The following is a 23,200-nucleotide window of genomic DNA, read 5'->3' as shown; positions in this document are numbered from 1 at the left end:
ATTCGCGTTACATCGGGGCCCGCGTTTCCACGGGCCGCTACTCACACCGGAGGATCCGAGATCGTGACTACCAATCGCACCACTGGGCGGCGTAAGCAGGCCCTGGCCGCTGCTGCCGTGGTCGCGGCGTTGCTGACCACAGCGGCGTGTGGCGGCGGCGGTGGAAGCAAGGACGACAAGAGTGGTGCCCCCGGCTTCGACGCGGGCAACAACAAGGTCGCCAACGCCTCCACGAAGAAGGGCGGCACGCTCAAGTTCGCGGGCGCCCAGGACGCCGACTCGTGGGACACCACCCGTGGCTACTACGGCTTCGCGTGGAACTTCATGCGCTACTACAGCCGTCAGCTGGTCACCAGCAAGACGGAGCCGGGCAAGACCGGTTCGGAGCTCACCCCGGACCTCGCCACCGAGCGCGCGAAGGTCTCGGACGACGGCAAGACCTACACGTTCACCCTGCGTGACGGCATCACCTGGGAGGATGGCAAGCCCATCACCTCCGAGGACGTGAAGTACGGCATCGAGCGCCAGTGGGCGCAGGATGTGCTCTCCGGCGGTCCGGTCTACCTGAAGGACATCCTCGACCCGGAGAGCAAGTACAAGGGCCCGTACAAGGACACCTCCAAGGAGGGTCTGAAGGCCATCGAGACGCCGGACGCGAAGACCATCATCTTCAAGCTGCCGACCGCGAACAGTGACTTCGAGGAGATCCTCGCGCTCACGTCGTCCTCGCCGGTGCGCAAGGACAAGGACACCAAGTCCAAGTACGGTCTGCACCCGTTCTCCTCCGGCCCGTACAAGTTCCAGTCGTACTCGCCGAACAAGTCCCTGGTGCTCGTCCGCAACGAGAACTGGAAGCAGTCCTCGGACCCGGTCCGCAAGGCGCTCCCGGACAAGATCACCCTGAACCTGTTCAGCAACGCCGACGACATGGACAACCGTCTGATCGCCGGCGACTACGACCTGGACATCAACCAGACCGGTCTCTCCCCGCAGGGTCGCAACAAGGCCCTGAAGGAGAACAAGGAGAACCTGGACAACCCGGTCTCCGGCTACATCCGTTACGCGGTCTTCCCGCAGAACGTGAAGCCGTTCGACAACATCGAGTGCCGCAAGGCCGTCATCTACGGCGCCGACCACAAGTCCCTCCAGACCGCGCGCGGCGGCCCGCTCGCGGGTGGTGACATCGGCACCAACATGCTGCCGCCGTCGGTCCCGGGCTCCGAGGGCCAGAAGTACGACCCGTACGGCACGGCGAAGAACGGCGGCGCGCCGGACATCACCAAGGCCAAGGAAGCGCTCAAGGCCTGCGGCAAGCCGGACGGATTCAAGACCACCATCGCGGTCCGTAACAACAAGCCGGTCGAGGTGGCCACCGCGCAGTCGCTCCAGGCGTCGCTGAAGAAGATCAACATCGATGTCGAGATCGACCAGTTCGACGGCTCGCAGACCGGCGGCATCATCGGTAACCCGAAGGTCGTCCAGCAGAAGAACTACGGCATCATCATCATGGGCTGGGGTCCGGACTTCCCGTCGGTCCAGGGCTACGGTCTGCCGCTGTGGGGCAGCAAGTACATCCTTGAGAGCGGAAACAACAACTTCGCGATGATCAAGGACAAGGCGATCGACGCCAACTTCGCCAAGTTCGTCACCGAACTGGACCCCGCGAAGAAGGAGCAGCTCGCCACCGCGATCAACCACCAGGTGATGGAGGGCGCTTACTACCTGCCCTTCGTCTTCGAGAAGTTCATCAACTGGCGCTCCAGCCGGCTGACGAACGTCTACACCACGGACGCGTACAGCGGTCAGTACGACTTCACCAGCCTCGGCGTTGTGAAGTAACACCACCCGGCACACCCGCCGTACGGCACGAAAGGCAGGTGAAGGCCGGCGCGGTGTGACCGTGGGCCACCGGGTGAACCCCGGTGGCCCACGGTCCGCCGCAGGCCGAGAGCAGTGCTCGCATACCTCATCAGGCGGCTCATGGCCGTCGCCGCGATGCTAGTGGTCATCATGCTGGTGGTCTTCTGCATCTTCTTCATCATCCCCAAGTGGGCGGGCGTCGACCCGGCCACGATGTACGTGGGCAAGACGTCCGACGCCGCGGCCGTGGAGGCCATCCGGCAGAAGCTCCAGCTGGGCGACCCGATCTTCGTTCAGCTCTGGGAGTTCTTCAAGGGCATCTTCGTCGGTCGTACGTACTCGGCGGGCGGAGACGTCACGCACTGCTCTGCTCCCTGCTTCGGCTACTCCTTCCGCAGCGAGCAGGCCATCTGGCCGGTGCTCACCGACCGGCTGCCGGTGACCCTGGCGCTGGCGATCGGTGCCGCTGTCCTGTGGCTGATATTCGGCCTCGCCGCCGGTGTGCTCTCCGCGCTCAAGCGGGGCACGCTGTGGGACCGCGGCGCGATGCTGGTCGCCCTGGCCGGCGTCTCGCTGCCCATCTACTTCACCGGTCTGCTCTCGCTGGCGATCTTCAGCTACGGCCTCGGCTGGCTCGACGCCCAGTACGTACCCCTGGAGGAGAGCGTCGGCGGCTGGTTCGGCGGCCTGCTCCTGCCCTGGATCACCCTCGCCTTCCTCTACGCGGCGATGTACGCCCGGATCACCCGGGCCACCATGCTGGAAGTGATGGGCGAGGACTACATCCGCACGGCCAGGGCCAAGGGACTCAGTGAGCCCGTCGTCATCGGCAAGCACGCCATGCGCTCCACGATGACGCCGATCCTCACCCTCCTCGGCATGGACCTCGGCGCCCTCATCGGCGGTGCGATCCTCACCGAGACCACGTTCAGTCTTCCCGGTCTCGGCCAGGCCGTACTCAAGGCGATCAACGATCGCGACCTGCCGGTGATCCTCGGCGTCACTCTGATCACGTCGCTCGCGGTGATCGTCGCGAACCTCGTCGTGGACATTCTGTACGCAGTGATCGACCCCCGAGTGAGGCTCGCATGACCGACCTGAGCAAGAGCGGCGCAGCCCTGGGGGAGCCGGTCGCCGCGGACACCCGCCCCTCCGAGGCGTTCCTGGAAGTGCGCGACCTGCGCGTGCACTTCCCCACGGACGACGGCATCGTCAAGTCCGTCGACGGGCTCAGCTTCCAGCTGGAGAAGGGCAAGACCCTCGGCATCGTCGGCGAGTCGGGCTCCGGCAAGTCCGTCACCTCCATGGGCATCATGGGGCTGCACACCACCGGCCAGTACGGGAAGCGCAAGGCGCAGGTCTCCGGCGAGATCTGGCTGAAGGGCCAGGAACTGCTCACCGCCGACCCGGACACGGTGCGCAAGATGCGCGGCCGCGACATGGCGATGATCTTCCAGGACCCGCTGTCGGCGCTGCACCCGTACTACACGATCGGCAAGCAGATCGTGGAGGCCTACCAGGTCCATCACCAGGTGGACAAGAAGGCGGCGCGGCGCCGCGCCGTCGAGATGCTCGACCGCGTCGGCATCCCGCAGCCCGACAAGCGGGTGGACTCGTATCCGCACGAGTTCTCGGGCGGTATGCGCCAGCGCGCGATGATCGCCATGTCGCTGGTCAACAACCCCGACCTGCTGATCGCCGACGAGCCGACCACGGCTCTGGACGTGACGGTCCAGGCGCAGATCCTGGACCTGATCCGCGATCTCCAGAAGGAGTTCGGCTCCGCCGTCATCATCATCACGCACGACCTGGGCGTCGTCGCCGAGCTGGCCGACGACATCCTGGTGATGTACGGCGGCCGCTGCATCGAGCGCGGCCCCGCGGAGAAGGTCTTCTACGAGCCGCGCCACCCGTACACCTGGGGCCTGCTCGGTTCGATGCCGCGCATCGACCGTGAGGAGACCGAGCGTCTCATCCCGGTCAAGGGTTCCCCGCCCTCCCTGATCAACCTCCCGTCCGGCTGCGCCTTCAACCCGCGCTGTCCCTACGCCGACGTGCCCAAGGGCGGCATCACCCGTACCACGCGCCCCGAGTTGACCCAGGCGGCGGCCGGACACTGGGCCGCCTGCCACATGCCGGAGCCGGACCGGAAGCGCATCTGGACCGAAGAGATTGCGCCCCAGCTGTGAGCGAGGACAAAAGCGAGGACAAAGACGTGACGATTCCCGCCCAGAGCGCCGGTGCCGGCCTTCTCAACAAGGACGCCGCCCCGGGGGAGACGCTGCTCAAGGTCTCCGGCCTGCAGAAGCACTTCCCCATCAGGAAGGGCCTGCTGAAGCGGCAGGTCGCCTCGGTCAAGGCCGTGGACGGCATCGACTTCGATGTGCGTTCCGGTGAGACGCTGGGCGTGGTGGGCGAGTCGGGCTGCGGCAAGTCGACGATGGGCCGGCTGATCACCCGGCTGCTCGAACCGACCGCGGGGCAGATCGAGTTCGAGGGCCACGACATCTCGCATCTGGGTGTGCGGGGTATGCGCCCGCTGCGGCGTGACGTCCAGATGATCTTCCAGGACCCGTACTCGTCGCTGAACCCCCGGCACACCATCGGCACGATCGTCAGCGCGCCGTTCAAGCTCCAGGGTGTGACGCCCGAGGGGGGCGTCAAGAAGAAGGTCCAGAACCTGCTGGAACTGGTGGGCCTCAACCCCGAGCACTTCAACCGCTACCCGCACGAGTTCTCCGGCGGCCAGCGGCAGCGCATCGGGATCGCCCGCGCCCTCGCGCTCAACCCGAAGCTCGTGGTCGCCGACGAGCCGGTCTCCGCGCTGGACGTGTCGATCCAGGCGCAGGTGGTCAACCTGCTGGACGACCTCCAGGACGAGCTGGGCCTGACGTACGTGATCATCGCGCACGACCTGTCCGTCATCCGCCATGTCTCGGACCGCATCGCGGTCATGTACCTCGGCAAGATCGTGGAGCTGGCGGACCGCAAGTCGCTGTACTCGGCGCCGATGCACCCGTACACCAAGGCGCTCATGTCGGCGGTGCCGGTGCCGGACCCCAGGCGCCGCGGCGCCAAGAGCGACCGCATTCTGCTCAAGGGCGATGTGCCGTCGCCGATCTCGCCGCCGACCGGCTGCCGGTTCCACACCCGGTGCTGGAAGGCGACGCAGATCTGCACGACGGTGGACCCGCCGATGCAGATGCTGAAGCCCGGCCAGCAGGTGGCCTGCCACCACCCGGAGAACGCGCCCGACCAGCACCCGGAGGACACGGTGTCGGTGGCGGCGCGGGAGACGGTGGAGCTGGCGGCGGGGACATCGGTCGCCGACGCGGCCTCCGGGGCGCCGTCCGAGGCCACGGAGGCCGAGGCCGCGGAAGGCCCGGCCAAGGAGTAGCGGCGGGTCACCCGTCCCAGGGCTCACGACCCAGAGCCCACGGCCCGGGACCCACGCGCGCATGACCGGGACCGCCGGGGCCTTCCTTCGGGAGGTGCCCCGGCGATCCCGCACAATGTCCGAGTGCTCCACGACCTCTTCACGCCCTCCGTCCAGCATGCGCTCGACCTCGCCGGGATCTTCGTCTTCGCGATATCCGGCGCCCTGCTCGCCGTACGCAAGAACTTCGACGTCTTCGGTATGGCGGTACTGGCCGAGATCACCGCGCTGGGCGGGGGGCTGCTCCGTGATCTGATCATCGGGGCCGTCCCGCCGGCCGCCTTCACCGACCTCGGCTACTTCTCCATGCCGCTGGTGGCCACCGCGCTGGTGTTCTTCCTCCACCCCCAGGTGGAACGCATCCAGGGCGCGGTCAACGTCTTCGACGCGGCGGGACTCGGCCTCTTCTGCGTCACCGGCACCACCAAGGCGTACGAGTACGGTCTCGGCCTCACCGCCTCGGCGGCGCTCGGACTCGCCACGGCGGTCGGCGGCGGTGTGCTCCGTGACGTCCTCGCCAACGAGGTGCCCTCGCTGCTGCGCTGGGACCGTGATCTGTACGCCGTCCCCGCCATCGTCGGCGCCACGATGGTGGCGCTCTGTATCCGCTTCGACGCGCTCAACGGGCTGACCAGCGGGTTCGCCGTGCTGACCGCGTTCGTGCTGCGGCTGCTCGCGATGCGGTTCCACTGGCGGGCGCCCCGCGCCTGGAACCGGCGCTCGGCCGCGGCCGAGGAACCCTCACCTTCGTAAGCTACCGCTTAGTACAATCCTGTTGTACGTTGAGTGTCATGGCACAGGCAACCATCGGGGACAGCGACTTCGACCGCGGCACCGCCGTCACCCTCCGCGAACCGGGCGTCTACGACGCACAGCTCTCCCCGGGCTGGACGATCATGAACGCCGCCAACGGCGGCTATCTGCTGGCGCTGATCGGCCGCGCCCTCGGCGACGCGCTGCCGCACTCCGACCCCTTCGCCGTCTCGGCCCACTACCTCACGCCGTCGACGCCCGGCCCCGCCGTGGTGCGTACCGTCACCGTGCGGACGGGCCGGACGCTCTCCACCGGACAGGCGTCCCTCTTCCAGACCGGCGAGGACGGCCGCGAGGTCGAGCGGCTCCGGGTCATCGCCTCCTACGGGGACCTGGACGCGCTGCCCGACGACGTACGGACGGCCGCGAAGCCGCCCGCCATCCCGCCGCTGGAGCGGTGCGTCGGCACGGACGCGGGACCGCCGCCGCCCGGCGACTTCTCGATGCTCGACCGCCTCGCCATGCGGATCGATCCGGCCACGGTCGGCTGGGCGCTGGGCGCGCCGTCGGGACAGGGCGAGATGCGCGCGTGGTTCAGGTTCGCGGACGGCCGCGACGCCGATCCGTACTCCCTGCTCCTCACCGTGGACGCCCTGCCGCCGACCTCCTTCGATCTGGGGCTGAAGGGCTGGACCCCGACCATCGAACTGACCACGCACGTCCGCGCCCGTCCGGCACCGGGCCCCCTCCGGGTGGCGATCACCACCCGCAATCTGGCCGGTGGCTTCCTGGAGGAGGACGCGGAGGTCTGGGACACCGCGGACCGGCTGGTGGCCCAGTCGCGCCAACTGGCCCGCGCGCCCCGGGAGTGACGGGACCCGGCGCGGGCCCGCGCGCCACCGCCGTTATCGAGCCGTATGCCGGGGGTCCGGGCGGACCGGCTGCGTGCCCGGCCGGTCCCGGCTCGTAGAATCGGGACCACCATGGCTTACCTCGACCACGCCGCGACCACTCCGATGCTGCCGGAGGCGATCGAGGCGATGACCGCCCAGTTCGGCCTCGCCGGCAACGCGTCCTCGCTCCACGCCGCCGGGCGCCGGGCCCGCCGTACCGTCGAGGAGGCCCGCGAGGCACTCGCGGAGGCCCTCGGCGCGCGGCCCAGCGAGGTGGTGTTCACCTCGGGCGGTACGGAGGCCGACAACCTCGCCGTGAAGGGCCTGTACTGGTCGCGCCGCGCCGCCGACCCGGCCAGGACCCGGGTGCTCGCCAGCCCCGTCGAGCACCACGCCGTCCTCGACGCGGTGGAGTGGCTGGCGGAGCACGAGGGCGCGACCGTCGAGTATCTGCCGGTCGACGCCTACGGCCGGGTGCTTCCCGGGACGCTGCGCGAGGCCATCGCGCGCAACCCGCTGGATGTCGCCCTCGCCACCGTGATGTGGGCCAACAACGAGATCGGCACCATCCTGCCGGTCCGTGAACTGGCCGAGGTGGCGGCCGAGTTCGACATCCCGCTGCACTCCGACGCGGTCCAGGCCCTCGGCCAGACGGAGCTGGACTTCGGTGCCTCCGGGCTCGCCGCGATGACCGTCTCCGGCCACAAGGTCGGCGGCCCGTACGGCATCGGCGCCCTGCTGCTCGGCCGTCAGCACACCCCCGTACCGGTCCTGCACGGCGGTGGCCAGGAGCGGCATGTGCGCTCCGGGACGCTCGATGTCCCGGCGATCGCCGCCTTCGCCGTCGCCGGGCGGCTCGCCGCCGAGCGGCGCGAGGACTTCGCCCGCGACATCGGCGCCCTGCGGGACGAGCTGATCGCGGCGGTACGCGCGGCCGTCCCCGACGCGGTCCTCGGCGGCGCCCCGGACCACCGGCTGCCCGCCAACGCGCACTTCAGCTTCCCCGGCTGCGAGGGCGACTCGCTGCTCCTGCTGCTGGACGCCCAGGGCATCGAGTGCTCAACGGGCTCCGCCTGTACGGCGGGTGTGGCCCAGCCGAGCCATGTCCTGCTGGCCACCGGCAGCGATCCGGACCTGGCCAGGGGCACGCTGCGGTTCTCCCTCGGCCACACGTCCACGGCGGCGGACGTGGAGGCGGTGGCGAAGGCCATCGGCCCGGCCGTGGACCGCGCCAGGAGCGCGGGCCTCAGCTGAGCCGGGCCGTTTCGGGTGCGTGGGGGCGGTCCGCCGGCTACGGCAGCCGGCGCTCCAGTGCCATGTCGGCGATGTCCTTGAGTTCGTCGCGGCCGAGGCCGTCGGCGGCCTGGACGGCGATACCGAACGACACCGTCATGACATAGCGGGCGAGCCGCCGGGGGTCGGTGTCGCGCGGAAGATCGCCCTCGTCGACGGCCCGCCGGAAGCGCTCCTCAAGGCGTAGACCCGAATCGTTCCGCCACTCGGCCAGCAGGTCGTGCGCGGGCCGGCCCGCATCGCTCGACGCCAGCGCGCCCTGCACGACCAGGCATCCCGCAGGGCCTCCGGGACGCGTCGTGGTCCGAACCGCTCCGCGGAGAATCGCCTCGGCCACGCCTCGCGCGGTCGGCTCCTCCAGGGCGCGCGTCCCGTAGTCGGCCGGACCCTCGGTGTAGCGCTCCAGCGCTTTGCGGAACAGCTCCTCCTTGTTGCCGAAGGCCGCGTACAGGCTTGGCTTCGTGATGCCCATGGCCTTGGTCAGATCGGTGAGGCTGACCCCCTCGTATCCCCGTTCCCAGAACACCCGCATGGCGCGTTCGAGCGCCTCGTCGATATCGAATTCCCGAGGCCGACCCATGACGGCGCTCCGTGAACCAGCCATGTGTGCAGCGTACTCCCGAGTGGCCGATCCGCAGGACTTCTATACCGATCGGAATAGAAATCTTGTACTCTCGGTTCCTGGCCACGACGGCGGTCACCATGGCGCGTTCATGGAAGGGCGTCGTCGCAGGCCGGTCATCGTCCGCATGCACGCCCCGCGGTTCGGGGCAGGGGAGGGGTCGGCGTGTCCGAGAAGGAAGTACGCGAAGTCTTCGAGCGCTACATCGAGGCGCTCAACGCCCATGAGTTCGACCGGATGACCGAGTTCATTCATGACGAGCTGACCGAGAACGGCAGGCCGGTCACGCGGGACGACGTCATCGCGGAGCTGAAGGGGCACGGGGACGCGGTGCCGGACTTCACCTGGCGGGTACGGGACGTGGCCATCGACGGTGACCGCGTCGCGGCCCGGCTGTTCAACAAGGGCACCCCCGCGAAGGAGTGGTTCGGCGTCGCTCCGACCGGCGAAACGATCGAGTACGCCGAGTACTCCTTCCACAGGGTGCGTGACGGACGCTTCTACGAGATGAACTACCTGATCGACGCCGAGGCCGTACGGCGGCAACTCGGCGTCTGACCTCCGGAAGCGACCCTCGCCCGCGGACCCTCGCCCGCGGCTGAAGTCACCGCACCTCCGAGAGCCCGGCCACCGGCCGGGCTCTCGTTGTGTGCCGGCCATGCCGCGGCTCGGATGTCTCCCGCGGCCCCGGAGGGATGCCGCCTACAGGCGGAAGCCGCCGGTGGCGTCGATGAGCTGGCCCGTGATCCACCGGGCGTCGTGGGAGGCGAGAAGGGCGACTACGTCGGCGACGTCGGCGGGTTCGCCGATGCGGCCGAGGGCGTTCTGTGCGGCGATGGTGGCGATGAGTTCGGAGTTGCCGCGCAACCAGGACGCGTTCATGTCGGTGTCGGTGGTGGCGGGGACGACGGTGTTGACGGTGATGCCGCGGGGGCCGAGGTGCTGGGCGAGGGGCAGGGTGAGGGCGTCGAGGGCTCCCTTGGTCATGGTGTAGCCGATGAGATCGGGGAGGGCGACGCGGGAGGTGCCCGAGGAGATGTTCACGATGCGTCCGCCGTCGGCCAGGCGCGGCAGGGCGGCCTGGATGATCAGGAACGGCGCGGTGGTGTTGATCTGCTGCTGGCGGATGAAGTCCTCGGCGCCGAACTCCTCGATGGAACCGTGCAAAGCGATCCCGGCGTTGTTCACCAGCACCCGCACGGGCGCGTCGCGCAGCGGGCCCGCGGCAGCGTCGTAGGCCGTCCAGAACGCGGTGCCGGTATCGGGTGCGGCCAGGTCGGCGGCGAAGGAGAACGCCGTGCCGCCGGCCGCAGTGATCTTCTCGACGACATCGGCCGCGGCGGCCGAGTCCTGGCGGTAGTGAACCGCGACGGTGTACCCGTCGGCGCCGAGACGGCCGGCGATGGCCGCCCCGATGCCACGGCTGGCGCCGGTGACAACGGCGATGCGGCCGGACTCACGGGCGTCGGGCGTTTCGGTGTCGCGCGGGTCGGTGTCAGACATGATGCCCTTCTGTCGCCCCGGATCGGGCGGTGTTGGGTGCTGGTGACGGGCGACGCCCTCCCGCGCTCTCGTCGCGGTGGCTGTCACGGAGGGGAACCTCGACCCCGCGACTTATATTCCGAGCGGTACATAAGTGGCCGCGTCGGCGACGCGGGTCAGGCCGCCGTCGCCATCGCCTCCACCGCCGGTGTGCGCAGTGTCCTGTGCGCCGTACCGAGAGAGGTGACCAGCGTCGCCGCGGCGGCGACCGCCGTGACCCCCAGCCAGATCCCCGGCCCCTGACCCGGCAGGACCTCGTCGGTACGCACCAGGCTGAACGCCACGCTCCCCGCGAGCCCCGCCACCGTGCCGAAGAACACCCCGGTCAGCGTCAGCGCCAGCCCCTCGACGCCGACCATCCCCAGCACCTGGCCCGGGGTCGCCCCCACGAGACGCTGCTGCCCGAACTCGCGGCGGCGGTACGAGGTCGCCGCGTACAGGCTGTTGATCAGCGTGACGCAGGAGAAGACCACGATGATGCCGACGACCACGAGGTTCACGGTCTCCAGGTTCTTGTCCTCGACGGACCGGGTGAGACCGGACGCCGCGATCGCGTCGTTCTCCAGCGCCTGCATGGTGAGCGTGGCCGTCGCGATACCGGTGAAGAGGGTCAGCGGCATCAGCACACCGGACAGCTGCGCCGCGCGGTGCCGCATGGTGTGCACGGTGAGATAGCCGCTCGCCCCGGTGAGCGCGGAGAGAGGCCGCTCCAGCGCGCTCAGCACGGCCCGCAGCAGCACCGGTGCGAAGAGCGCGAGGCCGACGGCGAGCAGGATGGCGCCACAGGCCGGAGCCGCCATCAGCGCGGGCTCCGTCGGCTCGATCGTGAAGGTGACGCCCACCCCCGCCGTACCGGCGACGAGCGCGGCGGCCCCGGCGGCGTTCCGGCCGCGGCCCCGGGGCTCGGCGGCCCCCGCCAGGGCCCTCGTCGCCCGGCGCACCGCGAGGAACGCGGCGCCCGTCGCCGCCACCAGCGTGATGGCCGGGCCGGAACCGAGCGCGATGGGCCCGAAGACGTACGCGACCTCGTCGGCGACCTGGCCGGTGTCCTGGAACACCCCGAGCAGCGCCCGCCCGCCGAGCATCGCGGGACCGATGGCCAGCACCGCCCCGGCCAGGGCGACCACGGCCGATTCGCCCACGATCATGCGCGTGATCTGCGCCGGGGTGGCGCCGGCGCTGCGCAGCAGGGCGATCTCCGTACCGCGCTGCCGTACGTTCACGGTCAGAGTGGACGCGACGGCGAAGAAGACCAGCAGCGCGCCGTACCCACCGACGACGTTCGCCACCAGCCCGAGCGTCGCCGTGCTGGCGGAGTCGATGCCCCGGGCGCCCGCGGTGTCATGCATCGAGTGGAACGCCATGATGATCGTCGCGCCGAGGAAGGCGGACAGCAGGGTGGCGAGAAAGCGCCCGGGGCGCGTCGCGATGGACCGCATGGCCAGCGAGAACATGGCTCACACCCCGGCCGTCAGGTCGTGGTGCTCCGGGCCCGTGCCGTGATGCACCGCGTCGCCCAGATGCGCGAGCCGCTCGGCGACCGCGTCCACGGTGGGCGCGGTCAGCCGGCCGGCCAGCCGGCCGTCCGCGAGGAACAGCACGGCGTCGGCGTACGAGGCGGCGACCGGGTCGTGCGTCACCATCACGACCGTCCCGCCGTTGACGCGTACGGTCCGCTGGAGCAGCCGCAGCACATCCCGCGCGCTGCGGGTGTCCAGCGCGCCGGTCGGCTCGTCCGCGAAGATCACCGCGGGCTCCGTGACCAGCGCGCGGGCGATGGCGACGCGCTGGCGCTGACCGCCGGAGAGCTGGTCGGGCCGGTGCTCCGCCCGGTCGCCGAGGCCGACCTGGGTGAGGATCTCGCGGGCGCGTGCCCGGTCGACGCGGCGCCCGGCCAGCTTCAGCGGCAGGGTGGTGTTCCGCTCCACCGTGAGCGCGGGCAGCAGGTTGTACTGCTGGAAGACGAAACCGATCCGGCGGCGGCGGAACCTGGTCAGCGCGGTCTCGCTGCCCCCGGTCATCTCCTCGCCGTCCACCATGACCAGCCCGCTGTCCGGCCGGTCGAGCCCGGCCGCGCACTGCAACAGGGTCGACTTGCCGGAACCGGAGGGCCCCATGACCGCGGTGAAGCTCCCGGCCGGAAGGCTCAGCGACACATCGTCCAGCGCGGTCACCGCGTTCCCGGCGGACCCGTAGACCTTGCGGACCTTGACCAGACGCAGCGCCTCGGCGCTCCTGGCGCGCTCAGGTGTGCTCGTACGACGGAACATGGTGTTTCCCTCCCCGTTCGGACGCCTCATGCGTCCATCCATGACGCTACGGACGGGGGAGGGCGGGCACACGGGGCGTAGCGCCCGGACGCGGGGGTGGTGCTGGCTACACCCCGCTGTCCGCCGGTCCGCGCGGGGCTCAGGAGTCCTGTACGAACTTCATGTAGCGGTCCCAGTCCCACTTCGTCCCCGGGTCCGTGTGGTCCGTGCCCGGGACCTCCACATGCCCGATGATGTGCTCGCGGTCGACCGGTATCGCGTACCGCCTGCATATGTCGGCGGTCAGCCGCGCCGAGGAGCGGTACATCGCGTCCGTGAACGACGCGGCGTTGTCCACCCAGCCCTCGTGCTCGATGCCGATGGAGCGTTCGTTGTACTCGCGGTTGCCCGCGTGGTACGCCACGTCCAGCTCGCGGATCATCTGGGCCACATGGCCGTCCTTGCGGACCACGTAGTGCGAGGCCGCGCCGTGGCCGGGGTCGCGGAAGACCTTCAGCGCGATCTGGTAGCTGCCCTGGACGACATGGATCACCACCCGGTCGATCGTGTAGTCGTCCGGCCGGTCCGCCCGGCGCCAGTTCGCGGAGGACGCCGCCACCCACTCGGAGCCCGCGTAGTCCAGCTCACCCTCCTTGCGCGGCTTCGCGACGCCGGGAACGCGGTACCACAGGTGCCCCAGCTCCTCCCGCGCCAGCACGCCCCCGCCGAGCACGGCCGCCGCCCCGCCGATCAGCACGGCCCGGCGGCGGACCTTCGCGCCGTCCGCGGGCGCGCGACGGCTGCCGCCCGCGCGACGGCCCCCGCTCCCGCCCGCGCGGCGGTTTCCGCCACCGCCGCCGCCCGTCGTGCCCTGTGTGTTCTCGCCCATGTGATCGTCAACGCATACGCGCGCGACTGTGGTTCCCCCGGGCCGTACCCTGGTTGAGCTATGACTCAGAATTCCCAGCGCCCTCGCCCTCTTCGCGTGCTCGCCGCCATGTCGGGCGGCGTGGACTCCGCCGTCGCCGCCGCCCGTGCCGCCGAGGCGGGCCATGACGTGACCGGCGTGCATCTCGCGCTCTCCGCGAATCCGCAGTCCTTCCGCACCGGCGCGCGCGGCTGCTGCACCATCGAGGACTCCCGCGACGCGCGCCGCGCCGCCGATGTCATCGGCATCCCGTTCTATGTCTGGGATCTCGCCGAGCGCTTCCGCGAGGACGTCGTCGAGGACTTCGTCGCGGAGTACGAGGCCGGCCGCACCCCGAACCCGTGCCTGCGCTGCAACGAGAAGATCAAGTTCGCGGCGCTGCTCGACAAGGCGCTCGCGCTCGGCTTCGACGCCGTGTGCACCGGCCACTACGCGACGGTCGTCATGGGCCCCGACGGCGCCCGGGAACTGCACCGCGCGAGCGACATGGCCAAGGACCAGTCGTACGTACTGGGCGTCCTCGACGAGCGGCAGCTCGCCCACGCGATGTTCCCGCTCGGCGACACGCTCACCACCAAGGACGAGATCCGGGCGGAGGCCGAGCGCCGGGGCCTGGCGGTGGCGAAGAAGCCCGACAGCCACGACATCTGCTTCATCGCCGACGGCGACACCCAGGGCTTCCTGGCGGACCGGCTCGGCCGGGCGGAGGGCGACATCGTCGACGAGTCCGGTACGAAGGTGGGCAGCCACGACGGCGCGTTCGGCTTCACCATCGGCCAGCGCAAGGGCCTGCGCATCGGCCACCCGGCCCCCGACGGCAAGCCGCGCTACGTACTGGACATCTCCCCGGTCGACAACACCGTGACGGTGGGACCGGCCGCCGCGCTGGACGTCACGGCCCTGACCGCCATCAAGCCCCGCTGGTGCGGCACCGCCCCCACCGGCCCCGGCGACTACACCGCCCAGCTGCGCGCCCACGGCGGGGAGACGCCGGTGACGGCGGAGCCGGTCGACGGCACGCTCCACGTCCGCTTCGAGGAGCCCGTGCGCGGGGTGGCGCCGGGCCAGGCGATCGTGCTGTACGACGGCACGCGCGTGGTCGGCTCGGCGACGATCGCGACGACGGAACGCCGTACGGGAGCCCTGGCCGGCTGACCGGCCGGCCGGGGCCACCGCTCAGCCGGCCTGCTCCCCGGGTGTGAGGTCGAACACCCCGTACGCGAAGCCCTGGGCCGTGATCGTGCGGCCGTCCACCGCCACGCCGTCCACCGCCACGCCGTCCACCGTCACGCCGGAGACTTCGAGCGCGCGTGCGCGCGTGGTGTCGACGGCGTCCGCCGCGCAGGCCGCCGGGGTCGCGCGGGGGTTGACGACGACGAGATGGCGCCCGCCCCGGACGTAGACGAACGGGTAGCCGGAGTGGAGCACCTCGACGCCGCCCGCCGGGCCGAGTTCCGGTGTCGCCCGGCGCAGGGCGATCAGACGGCGTACGAGATGGAGCAGCGAGCCCTCGTCGGCCCGCTGGGCGGCGACCGTGGGGCGGTCCGGGCTCGGGTCGAGGGGGAGGTAGAGGCTGTCCGGGTCGGAGACGGCCGAGAAGCCCGCGTTCGGGCTGTCGTCCCACTGCATGGGGGTGCGGGAGCCCGCCCGGTTGTAGCGCGGGCCCAGCACGCTGCCCTCGGTGTCGGGCAGGCCGGGGAGGAAGCGCATGCCGATCTCGTCGCCGTAGTAGATCGCCGGCAGCGTCGGCCAGGTGAGCTGGAAGGCGAAGGCGGCGGGGAGCTGTTCCGCCGTACGCGCGCCGCAGTTGAGGCGCGCGAAGTCGTGGTTCGCGGTGGGCAGGGCGACATGGCCGCCGTCGCCGATGACGGAGACGGCCTCCCGCCAGGCGTCCACGAAGACGTCCGGTGAGCCCTGGCCGCCGGGGTCGAAGAAGCAGTCGACCGGGTCCCAGCCGTCGTTGTCGGTGCCCTGACGGTTGTTCCACAGGGAGCGCAGCGGACGTCCCTCGGCCGGGCCGCCGAACTGGAGGAAGAAGTCCGTGTGGAACCCGGCGGGGACCGAGACGGCCGGGTCGCCCCACTCCGCGAGCAGGACCGCCTCGGGATGGGCGGCGTCGAGCCAGTGGCGCAGCTCGGTCCAGAGCGCGCGGGTCTCCGTCCGGCCGGGGTCGTCCTTGACGAGCGAGGCGGCCATGTCGACGCGGAATCCGGCCAGTCCGAGACCGAGCCAGTGGCCCATGATCTCCCGCAGGGCGGCGCGGTTGGCCAGGGGCCCCGGGGCGTCGGGGGCCTGGCGCCAGGGCTCGGCCGGATCGCTGCGGGCGTACCCGAAGTTGAGCGCGGGCTGCGAGTCGAAGAAGTTCGGCAGATAGGCACCGGGGCGGGTGCCGGGCGAGGCCACGAACCCGGCGGGCGGCGGCGCGTCCGTCCCGGATCCGGTGTGCGCGGTGTGGGGACCGGCCCAGATGTAGCGGTGGTCCGCCGGGTCGTTCGCGGAGGCGGTGAACCACGGGTGCTGGTCCGAGGTGTGTCCGGCGACGAGGTCGAGCAGGACGCGTATGCCGCGCCTGCGGGCCTCGTCCACCAGCCGGGCGAGGTCGTCGTCGGTGCCGTAGCGGGGCGCGACGGAGAGGTAGTCGCTGACGTCGTATCCGGCGTCGCGGAAGGGCGAGGCGAAACAGGGGTTGAGCCAGACCGTGTTCACGCCCAGCCAGGCGAGATGGTCGAGGCGTCCGGTGATGCCGGCGAAGTCACCGATGCCGTCGCCGTCGGAGTCGGCGAACGACTGCGGATAGATCTGGTAGAAGACGGCGTCGGCCAGCCAGGCGGGGGCGGGGCGGAACGGAGTCACGGGTCGGTACGGAGTCACGGGTCGGTACGGAGTCATGCGTCGGCACGGCCTTTCCCTGGGATGGAGGGCTCTGTCCGTTACGGAAGCGTAACCAGGCGGACTCTTGTGAGGGGTGAAGAGCCTGTCCCAGGGTTCTGTATGCGCATACAGACAGCGCATACATGCTGCCATCCGCTCCGCCGAACCGCCACCCGTTCTCTTCCACCGAGGAAGTACGAGCCATGACGCCTGTCCCCGCACCACGCCGCCGCACGGTCCTGGGCGGCGCCGCCCTCGGCACACTCGCCACCGCGGGCCTCTCCGCGCAGGCCGCCCCGGCCGCGTACGCGGCACAGGCGGCGCGGGGCGCGCCCGCCGGTCCGGCCCCGGCCGGCTCCGTCTCGTACCGGGACAAACAGCTCTTCATCGACGGCGAACCCGCGCTCGTCCTCGCCGGTGAGATCCACTACTTCCGGCTGAAGCGGGCGGACTGGCAGTCACGGCTCGACCGGGCGAAGGCCGCCGGCCTCAACACCATCGCCTCGTACATCCCCTGGATGTGGCACGAACTCCCGGACGGCACCATCGATGTCACCGGCCGCACCCGCCCCGAGCGCGACCTCGGCGCCTTCATCGATCTCTGCCACCGCAACGGTTTCCTCTTCATCGCCCGCCCCGGCCCCTTCACCATGGCCGAACTCAAGGGCGAGGGAGTCCCCGACCGGGTGCGCGAGGACCACCCGGAGATCGTCTCCACCGGCTGGTACGACGCCCCCGCCACCACCCCCACCGTCGACTACCTCGCGCCCGCCTTCCTCCAGGAGGTACGCCGCTGGTACGCGGCGGTGATGCCGGTGCTCGCGCAGCGGCTGCACGGCAGAGGCGGCCCCGTCGTCTCCGTACAACTGGACAACGAGATCGGCATGCTGGCCTGGGTCAGCAACTCGCCCGATCTGACGGACCATCTGACGGCCGACTTCGACGGCTGGCTGCGCGAGGAGTACGGGGACGGGCTGGCGGACCGCTACCCGTTCGCCGGCGCGGACCCGGCCGGGCGGCGCAAGGCCATCCGCCACCCCGAGGACGCGTACGGCGCGGCCCTGATGCACGATCTGGGCCGGTTCATGCGAGGACGCTTCGCGCGGTACGTCACCGAGCTGCGCCGGGCCGCCGAGACGCACGGCGTGACGGGCGTCCCGTTCGTCATCAACATCCACGGGACCTCCGACAGCCGCGCCGAGCCGTTCCCCATCGGCATCAGCCAGCTGATGGAGACCTACGCGGGGGTCGGGGGGACGATCTCCGGCGCGGACTTCTATCTGGGCGATCTGACCTTGCGCAATGTCACCGACCTGTATCTGATCAATGCCTTCATGGACGCGGTCAACGACAAGGACCAGCCCGTCACGGCGCTGGAGTTCGACGCGGGGCACGCCGACTACGGGCAGAACATGGACAGTCAGACCAGCCCGTCCGGAGTCGATCTGAAGACCCGGCTCTGTATCGCACAGGGCGCGAAAATGATCAACTACTACCTGTTCGCGGGCGGGTTCAACCCGAAGCTCGACAAGCCGGCGGGCGACGGGAACGACCGCATCGGCATCACGGGCGAACGGCACGGCTTCGCGGCACCGGTCGATCCGGAGGGCCGGCCGGGGGTCAGCTACGCGTCGACGCGGCGCGCGGTACGTGCCGTGGGCGGGCCGGCCGAGGTGCTCGCGCCGATGCGGACGACCTACGACGACGTGGCGCTCGGGTTCGTCCCCGATCACTATCTGACCGAGTACCACCCGCCGGAGCTGGCATCGGTCCAGCGCGTGCTGGACGAAGCGGTGAACACGCGCGGCGCCGGACCCCGGGGCTCGCTGGCCCGCGCGATGCTGCTCGGCGGCTTCCGCTACCGGAGCGTGAACCTCCAGGCGGGTGACCTCGATCCGGCGCGCGTACCGGTGCTCGCGCTGGCGACGGGCGAGCATCTGGGGGCGGAGCTCCAGCGCCGACTGGTCCGCTATCTCGAAGCGGGCGGGAAGCTGCTGCTGTCCGGCAGGCTCCCGGTCAAGGACATGGCCGACCGGCGGTGCACCGTGCTCGCGGAGGCGCTGGGGCTCACGGCCGGCGAGACGATGACGGACGCGAACCGCTTCTGGCTCTCGGTCACCGCCCACGGCTGGGCGGCGCCGCTCCCGGAAGTACGCCTCTCACGCGCCCAGTTGTGCGCGCCCGCGCGCGGAACGACGGTGCTGCGCGAGCTCTCCACCGGCAAGGGCTGCGGCTTCGACATCCCCGTGGGCCGGGGGCGGGCCGTGGTGATCACCACGGACTACCAGTGCGATCTGACCTTCTGGGGCCGCGCCTTCCGCGCGCTGGACGCCGCCCCCGCCTTCCGGCACAGCGCGACCGACCCGGGGGTCTTCCTGCTGACGACGGCGGACGGCGAGCGCGGACGGCTGCTGCACGCCTTCAACGTCTCCTCCGGCTACGACCAGGACTTCACGGTCACCGAACACGGCAAACCCCTCTTCGGCGGGGAGAAGCTGCGTCTGCCGGGGCGTACGGCGGCGATGCTGCCGCTCGGGCTCACGGCGGGCGGGCTCCGGATCGCGTACGCGACGGCGGAACTGACCGGCGTCGCCGACGGCCGGGCGACCTTCCGCGCGCTGGGCGCGCTCGGCGGGGACGGCGGCGGGGAGCCGGTGGCCGGGGAGTCGGTGGTCGCGGTGGAGGGCAGGGCGGCCTGCGACGGCGCGCGCGTGTCGACGGAGGGCGGACGGACCGTCCTGCGTGTACGGCGCGCCGAGTTCACCGTCCGCCGTGCCTGACGCGCCGCGCGGCCCCGGGGAAAGCCCGGGGCCGCGCGGTCGGAGTGGTCGGAGTGGTCGGAGAGGTTGCGGCGGTCGGTGTGGTCGCGGTAGTCGGAGTGGTCGGGGCGACTGTCGCGACCGGATTCGGACGGACCGCCTGCCGGACCGCCTGCCGGACGACCTACCGGCCCGCTTGCAGGACCGTCTACCGGCCCGTCTACCGGCCCGCCTGGAGCGCCGACCATGTCGCGGGACCGGCTATGCCGTCCGCGGTCAGGCCACGGCCGCTCTGGTAGTCGCGGACGGCCTGCGTCGTGTTCGCTCCGAACTGGCCGTCGATGGACACGGTCCGGCCGAGAGCCGCCGTCAACGCGCGCTGAAGACGCTCCACCACGGGACCCGTGCTCCCCTCCCGCACCACGGAGGCGGTCCCCGCGGCGAGCAGGGCCGTCCAGGTGCGGGCGCCGACAACGCCGTCCGCGGGCAGCCCGCGGCCGTTCTGGAAGGCACTGACCGCGCTCGCGGTCCGTGTGCCGAAGACGCCGTCCGCGGTGCCGGCGTCGTGCCCCTGCTGGTTCAGCAGGGTCTGAGCGGCCGTCACCTGGGGACCGGTGGAACCGCTGCGCAGCGTGTTGTACGAGGGGAAGCCCAACTGGACGTTCCCGCCCCCGCCGCCGGTGCTGCCGCCCACCAGCTGCATGAAGTAGTTCCAGTTCCAGTTCGGTCCCGGGTCGGTGTGGTCGTTGCCCGGCACCTCCGCGTGGCCGACGATGTGCGCCCGGTCCTTGGGGATGCCGTAGCGGTCGCACAGGTACTTGGTGAGGGCGGCGGACGACCGGTACATCGAGTCGGTGAACCAGCTCGGGTCGGCGACGAAGCCTTCGTGCTCGATCCCCAGGCTGGAGGAGTTGGCCGAGCGGGCGTGGTACGCGGTGTCGCTGTCGCGGACCATCTGCGTGACGGCGCCGTCCGAGGAGCGGACCACGTAGTGGGAGCTGACCTGCGAGGCCGGGTTCTGGAACCAGCTGATGGTCCCGGCGTACGAACCCTGCGTGACATGCATGACCACGCTGGTGATCGAAGCCGACCGGCCGGCCGCGTAGTTGGCCGCGTTGGCCGGCACCCACGCCGCGGCCGGGTAGTCGGGGGAGAGCGCGGCGCGCCGCCGGTCCGTCTCCGTGGGCGCGTACGCGCCCCGCTCGGGCTCGACGGCGCGCGGCCGTACGGTGACGCTCTCGCCACCCGCGACGTCCGCGTCGATGCCCTGCGCGAGGAGCGTGTAGACGGTGTCGGCGTAGAGCCGCGCGGTGCGGACGTCGGACGCCCCGCCGTACCGGGCGACCACCGGGTACCACTCGTCGATGCTGCCGCGCTCGGCGGTGTCCAGCCCCAGCCCGTCGGCGTAGGCGCGCAGGACGGCCGCGCCGCCGCGGATGTTCGCCGCCGTGTCCGCGCGCAGCTCGGCGCTCGGCTCGCCGGTCAGCTCGGCGGCCTTCTCCAGGCTGCGGTTCGTGGGGTTGCTCACGAGGTGCATCACGCCGTAGCCATTGGCCTGGCTGGGTTCGCCCCGGTGCCCGTCGAGGTGTGTCTCGCCGTATCCGACGGCCACCAACAGATCGCGGGGGACCTCGAATTCGGCCGCGGCCCGGGTGAAGGCCCGGCTCATGCCGTCCCGGTCCGACGGGGCGACGGGCGCGGCGCCGACGGGGTGGGCCGTGACGAGGAGCACCGTGGCGACCAGGCCACCGAGTGCGGACAGCGCCGTTCTCTTCGACGCCGTTCTCTTCGACACCGTCCTCTTCGACGGTGTGATCTGCCACGGCCTGTTCACCGGCGGTCTGTTCCCCGGCGTCGATCGTCGGTACATGCTTCCTCCTGGCCGTTTCGCGGTCTCCGCCTGAGCGGGTCTGTGGGGGGTCTACGCGAGTTGAACGCACCACTCCTATCGAGTGGTCATGCTCACGTCAAGCCCCACGGTCGCGTACGCCACGCAAGTGACTCATCAGCCAGAAAAGGCGCGTACCAGCGAAAAGCCGTACGCGAACCCCGTCGGAAAGCCCGAAATGCCCTGCGCCGCGAGCCCTGCGCCGTCAAGCCCTGCGCCGCGAAGCCCTACGGCGCGGAGCCTTACGGCGGGAAGCCCTATGCCGCGAAGAACTCCTCCAGGACCGGTGCCAGCACATGGGGCGCCACCTCATGCGTCTGGCCCGTCAGTGTGCGGTGCCTGCCCCGGGGCAGGGCCGTGGCCACCGCGCGCGCCGCGTCCCGCAGCGGCGACGGGCTGGCGCCGCCGTCCACGACCATCGCGCGCGTCCTGATCGCCGCCAGCCGGTCGGCCGGGATCAGCCCCGGCCCCAGGACGGCGTTGTCGTACGCCAGGGTGTGCGCCAGCGCCGCCAGATCCGGCCACATCGGCGACCGGCGCATCCGGGCGATCATCTCGGGCACCATTCCCACCAGCGACAGGAACAGCTCCACCGCCTCGCCCCGCCGCTCCCGCGCCAGCAGGTCCGTGAGCCGCTCGCGGTAGGCGGCCGTCACCGGCAGATCGGCCGGATCGGTCGCGTACGGAGGCTCGTACAGGGCGAATTGGGTGATCGGCAGGCCCGCGGCCGTCGCCTCCAGGACCAGGGCCGCGCCCGAGGACACCCCGTACACGGACGCGCTCCCGCCCGCCTCGTCGAGGAGCGCTGCCAGATCCTCGGTCTCCCGCTCCACGGCGTACGGGCCGCTCTCACCGCTGGCGCCGCGCCCGCGCCGGTCGTAGGTGATCACGTCGAAACGCGGCGCGAGCAGCTTTGCCAGCGGGGCGTCGGATTCGGCGGTGTTGAGCGCGCCCCCCACCAGAATCACCGGCGGGCCGTCCCCCGACCGCCGGTACGCGATCGGGGTGCCGTCCCCCGATGTCACCGTGCACACATTGTTCATACCGACTCAGACCGGTGTGCCCGGCGCAACTCATCGCTCGTGAAGGAAGTTTTTTCTCAGGCCGCGACGACCTCCGGGTCGTAGAAGCAGAAGTGGTCCTTGATCTGGGCGACTTCGGCCTTGGGTGTGGGGTACGCCCAGACGAGATCCGGCGCGTCGGGCAGCGACCAGTACGAGGCGTCGCCCTTGAACGGGCAGTGGGTGGAGGTGTCGGAAGGCGTCAGCAGTTCGGTACGCACGTCCTCCGGCGGGAGGTAGTAGCGGACCGGACAGCCGGTCTCGCGCAGCAGGAGCGGAGTGCGGCTCTCCGCGATGATCTGCCCGTCGTGCACGACGCGTACATGCTCCGTGCCCCGCTCGATCGTGATGTGGTGTCCCGTGCTCACGGTGCTCATGATGGTCTGCCCCTTCGCTGGTGCGGGTCGTCGCCCCGCCCAATACCTCTGCTGCTTCTCTGCTCGGTGCCTCCCCATGTTCAGCAACGGGGCACGGCGTGCTCTTCCCGTCGTACCGTTTGCCTCATGAATATCTGTGTCTTCCTCTCCGCCGCTGATCTCCCCGAGCACTACACGCGGCCCGCCCGTGAATTCGCCGAGCTGATCGGCAAGGGCGGCCACACCCTCGTATGGGGCGGTTCCGACAGCGGGCTGATGAAGGTCGTCGCCGACGGTGTGCAGGAGGCGGGCGGGCGGCTGGTCGGGGTCTCGGTCGGCTTCCTGAGCAGCGTCGCCCGGCCGAACGCCGACGAGATGGTGGTCGCCGAGGACCTAGCCGAGCGCAAGGCCCTGCTGCTCGCCAAGTCCGACGCGGTCGTGATCATGGTCGGCGGTACGGGGACGCTCGACGAGGCCACCGAGATCCTGGAGCTCAAGAAGCACGCCCTGCACACCAAGCCCGTGGTGCTGCTCAACACGGCCGGTTTCTACGACGGACTCAAGCAGCAGTTCCGGCGGATGGACGAGGACGGCTTCCTGCCGCTGCCCCTCACCGACCTGGTGTTCTTCGCCGAGGACGGGGTGAGCGCCCTCGCCTACCTGGAGGAGTCCGCGGGCGTTCAGTGATC

Annotated in this window: 20 protein-coding genes and 1 pseudogene; 12 read left to right on the top strand and 9 right to left on the bottom strand. The window is 70.8% G+C overall.

Features of this window, described 5'->3' with window-relative positions:
- Window positions 1-63 precede the first annotated feature (63 nt).
- The 7 genes and pseudogenes from ACIOGX_RS30095 (at window position 64) to ACIOGX_RS30065 (ending at window position 8,196) form a co-directional block, all read left to right on the top strand.
- Complete coding sequence (locus ACIOGX_RS30095; RefSeq protein WP_356511223.1) at window positions 64-1,839, top strand: ABC transporter substrate-binding protein; 1,776 nt, start codon at window positions 64-66, stop codon at window positions 1,837-1,839.
- A 114-nt stretch (window positions 1,840-1,953) separates the two neighbouring features.
- Window positions 1,954-2,952: an ABC transporter permease gene (locus ACIOGX_RS30090; RefSeq protein WP_129772275.1), complete on the top strand. Its 999-nt coding sequence runs from the start codon at window positions 1,954-1,956 to the stop codon at window positions 2,950-2,952.
- Entirely contained in the window at window positions 2,949-4,049 is a 1,101-nt protein-coding gene (locus tag ACIOGX_RS30085; RefSeq protein WP_356511225.1) for an ABC transporter ATP-binding protein, read from the top strand. The genes ACIOGX_RS30090 and ACIOGX_RS30085 overlap by 4 nt, the downstream gene beginning before the upstream one ends.
- Before the next feature lie 26 nt (window positions 4,050-4,075).
- Window positions 4,076-5,254: pseudogene (locus tag ACIOGX_RS30080) on the top strand (ABC transporter ATP-binding protein); the annotation flags it as partial.
- 126 nt (window positions 5,255-5,380) lie between these two features.
- Complete coding sequence (locus ACIOGX_RS30075) at window positions 5,381-6,049, top strand: trimeric intracellular cation channel family protein (protein WP_129772272.1); 669 nt, start codon at window positions 5,381-5,383, stop codon at window positions 6,047-6,049.
- 38 nt (window positions 6,050-6,087) lie between these two features.
- Window positions 6,088-6,921 (top strand): thioesterase family protein, encoded by an 834-nt coding sequence (locus ACIOGX_RS30070; protein ID WP_356511229.1) that lies wholly within the window; start codon window positions 6,088-6,090, stop codon window positions 6,919-6,921.
- A 111-nt stretch (window positions 6,922-7,032) separates the two neighbouring features.
- Window positions 7,033-8,196, top strand: coding sequence for a cysteine desulfurase family protein (locus ACIOGX_RS30065; RefSeq protein WP_383969466.1), 1,164 nt, complete (start codon window positions 7,033-7,035; stop codon window positions 8,194-8,196).
- Between the two features lie 37 nt (window positions 8,197-8,233).
- Here the strand turns inward: ACIOGX_RS30065 and ACIOGX_RS30060 are convergent, their stop codons facing one another.
- Entirely contained in the window at window positions 8,234-8,839 is a 606-nt protein-coding gene (locus tag ACIOGX_RS30060; RefSeq protein ID WP_401917769.1) for a TetR/AcrR family transcriptional regulator, read from the bottom strand.
- Window positions 8,840-9,022: 183 nt separating this feature from the next.
- Between ACIOGX_RS30060 and ACIOGX_RS30055 the strand changes: the two genes are divergently transcribed.
- A complete protein-coding gene (locus ACIOGX_RS30055) occupies window positions 9,023-9,415 on the top strand; it encodes an ester cyclase (RefSeq protein ID WP_356511235.1) in 393 nt (130 codons plus the stop codon).
- A gap of 144 nt (window positions 9,416-9,559) precedes the next feature.
- Here the strand turns inward: ACIOGX_RS30055 and ACIOGX_RS30050 are convergent, their stop codons facing one another.
- The 4 genes from ACIOGX_RS30050 to ACIOGX_RS30035 all read right to left on the bottom strand — a co-directional run bounded on the left by ACIOGX_RS30050 (window position 9,560) and on the right by ACIOGX_RS30035 (window position 13,537).
- Window positions 9,560-10,360 (bottom strand): SDR family oxidoreductase, encoded by an 801-nt coding sequence (locus ACIOGX_RS30050; protein ID WP_356511237.1) that lies wholly within the window; start codon window positions 10,358-10,360, stop codon window positions 9,560-9,562.
- Window positions 10,361-10,515: 155 nt separating this feature from the next.
- A complete protein-coding gene (locus ACIOGX_RS30045; protein ID WP_401917766.1) occupies window positions 10,516-11,853 on the bottom strand; it encodes an FtsX-like permease family protein in 1,338 nt (445 codons plus the stop codon).
- A 3-nt stretch (window positions 11,854-11,856) separates the two neighbouring features.
- Complete coding sequence (locus tag ACIOGX_RS30040; protein WP_401917764.1) at window positions 11,857-12,669, bottom strand: ABC transporter ATP-binding protein; 813 nt, start codon at window positions 12,667-12,669, stop codon at window positions 11,857-11,859.
- Between the two features lie 139 nt (window positions 12,670-12,808).
- Complete coding sequence (locus ACIOGX_RS30035) at window positions 12,809-13,537, bottom strand: N-acetylmuramoyl-L-alanine amidase (RefSeq protein WP_356511243.1); 729 nt, start codon at window positions 13,535-13,537, stop codon at window positions 12,809-12,811.
- Window positions 13,538-13,597: 60 nt separating this feature from the next.
- Here ACIOGX_RS30035 and mnmA point away from each other — a divergent pair, with 60 nt between their 5' ends.
- Window positions 13,598-14,731: a tRNA 2-thiouridine(34) synthase MnmA gene (gene mnmA, locus ACIOGX_RS30030; protein WP_356511245.1), complete on the top strand. Its 1,134-nt coding sequence runs from the start codon at window positions 13,598-13,600 to the stop codon at window positions 14,729-14,731.
- A 21-nt stretch (window positions 14,732-14,752) separates the two neighbouring features.
- Here the strand turns inward: mnmA and ACIOGX_RS30025 are convergent, their stop codons facing one another.
- A complete protein-coding gene (locus ACIOGX_RS30025) occupies window positions 14,753-16,429 on the bottom strand; it encodes an alpha-amylase family glycosyl hydrolase (protein WP_401917762.1) in 1,677 nt (558 codons plus the stop codon).
- A 221-nt stretch (window positions 16,430-16,650) separates the two neighbouring features.
- Between ACIOGX_RS30025 and ACIOGX_RS30020 the strand changes: the two genes are divergently transcribed.
- Window positions 16,651-19,227 (top strand): beta-galactosidase, encoded by a 2,577-nt coding sequence (locus ACIOGX_RS30020; protein WP_401917760.1) that lies wholly within the window; start codon window positions 16,651-16,653, stop codon window positions 19,225-19,227.
- A 199-nt stretch (window positions 19,228-19,426) separates the two neighbouring features.
- Here ACIOGX_RS30020 and ACIOGX_RS30015 read toward each other — a convergent pair whose 3' ends face one another.
- Window positions 19,427-21,001: a peptidoglycan-binding protein gene (locus ACIOGX_RS30015; RefSeq protein WP_401917758.1), complete on the bottom strand. Its 1,575-nt coding sequence runs from the start codon at window positions 20,999-21,001 to the stop codon at window positions 19,427-19,429.
- Between ACIOGX_RS30015 and ACIOGX_RS30010 the strand changes: the two genes are divergently transcribed.
- Window positions 20,940-21,110, top strand: coding sequence for a hypothetical protein (locus tag ACIOGX_RS30010; protein WP_401917970.1), 171 nt, complete (start codon window positions 20,940-20,942; stop codon window positions 21,108-21,110). The two genes, ACIOGX_RS30015 and ACIOGX_RS30010, sit on opposite strands and share 62 nt — an antisense overlap.
- Before the next feature lie 241 nt (window positions 21,111-21,351).
- Here the strand turns inward: ACIOGX_RS30010 and ACIOGX_RS30005 are convergent, their stop codons facing one another.
- Window positions 21,352-22,128 (bottom strand): alpha/beta fold hydrolase, encoded by a 777-nt coding sequence (locus ACIOGX_RS30005; protein WP_401917957.1) that lies wholly within the window; start codon window positions 22,126-22,128, stop codon window positions 21,352-21,354.
- A 65-nt stretch (window positions 22,129-22,193) separates the two neighbouring features.
- Window positions 22,194-22,532, bottom strand: coding sequence for a DUF427 domain-containing protein (locus tag ACIOGX_RS30000; RefSeq protein ID WP_356511254.1), 339 nt, complete (start codon window positions 22,530-22,532; stop codon window positions 22,194-22,196).
- 126 nt (window positions 22,533-22,658) lie between these two features.
- Here ACIOGX_RS30000 and ACIOGX_RS29995 point away from each other — a divergent pair, with 126 nt between their 5' ends.
- A complete protein-coding gene (locus ACIOGX_RS29995; RefSeq protein ID WP_129771548.1) occupies window positions 22,659-23,198 on the top strand; it encodes a TIGR00730 family Rossman fold protein in 540 nt (179 codons plus the stop codon).
- Window positions 23,199-23,200: the final 2 nt, after the last annotated feature.

The sequence above is a fragment of the Streptomyces sp. NPDC088147 genome (genome assembly GCF_044741565.1).
Taxonomy (GTDB): domain Bacteria; phylum Actinomycetota; class Actinomycetes; order Streptomycetales; family Streptomycetaceae; genus Streptomyces.
Note: the sequence above shows the minus strand (reverse complement) of the source record. Positions and strands in the feature narration are given on the sequence as shown.

Bases quoted from the DNA above. Each gene is read 5' to 3' on its own strand.
- ACIOGX_RS30045 (WP_401917766.1), bottom strand. From the start codon at position 11,853: ATGTTCTCGCTGGCCATGCGGTCCATCGCGACGCGCCCCGGGCGCTTT.
- ACIOGX_RS30040 (WP_401917764.1), bottom strand. From the start codon at position 12,669: ATGTTCCGTCGTACGAGCACACCTGAGCGCGCCAGGAGCGCCGAGGCG.
- ACIOGX_RS29995 (WP_129771548.1), top strand. From the start codon at position 22,659: ATGAATATCTGTGTCTTCCTCTCCGCCGCTGATCTCCCCGAGCACTAC.
- ACIOGX_RS30050 (WP_356511237.1), bottom strand. From the start codon at position 10,360: ATGTCTGACACCGACCCGCGCGACACCGAAACGCCCGACGCCCGTGAG.
- ACIOGX_RS30070 (WP_356511229.1), top strand. From the start codon at position 6,088: ATGGCACAGGCAACCATCGGGGACAGCGACTTCGACCGCGGCACCGCC.
- ACIOGX_RS30000 (WP_356511254.1), bottom strand. From the start codon at position 22,532: ATGAGCACCGTGAGCACGGGACACCACATCACGATCGAGCGGGGCACG.
- ACIOGX_RS30035 (WP_356511243.1), bottom strand. From the start codon at position 13,537: ATGGGCGAGAACACACAGGGCACGACGGGCGGCGGCGGTGGCGGAAAC.
- ACIOGX_RS30085 (WP_356511225.1), top strand. From the start codon at position 2,949: ATGACCGACCTGAGCAAGAGCGGCGCAGCCCTGGGGGAGCCGGTCGCC.
- ACIOGX_RS30020 (WP_401917760.1), top strand. From the start codon at position 16,651: ATGACGCCTGTCCCCGCACCACGCCGCCGCACGGTCCTGGGCGGCGCC.
- mnmA (WP_356511245.1), top strand. From the start codon at position 13,598: ATGACTCAGAATTCCCAGCGCCCTCGCCCTCTTCGCGTGCTCGCCGCC.
- ACIOGX_RS30065 (WP_383969466.1), top strand. From the start codon at position 7,033: ATGGCTTACCTCGACCACGCCGCGACCACTCCGATGCTGCCGGAGGCG.
- ACIOGX_RS30060 (WP_401917769.1), bottom strand. From the start codon at position 8,839: ATGGCTGGTTCACGGAGCGCCGTCATGGGTCGGCCTCGGGAATTCGAT.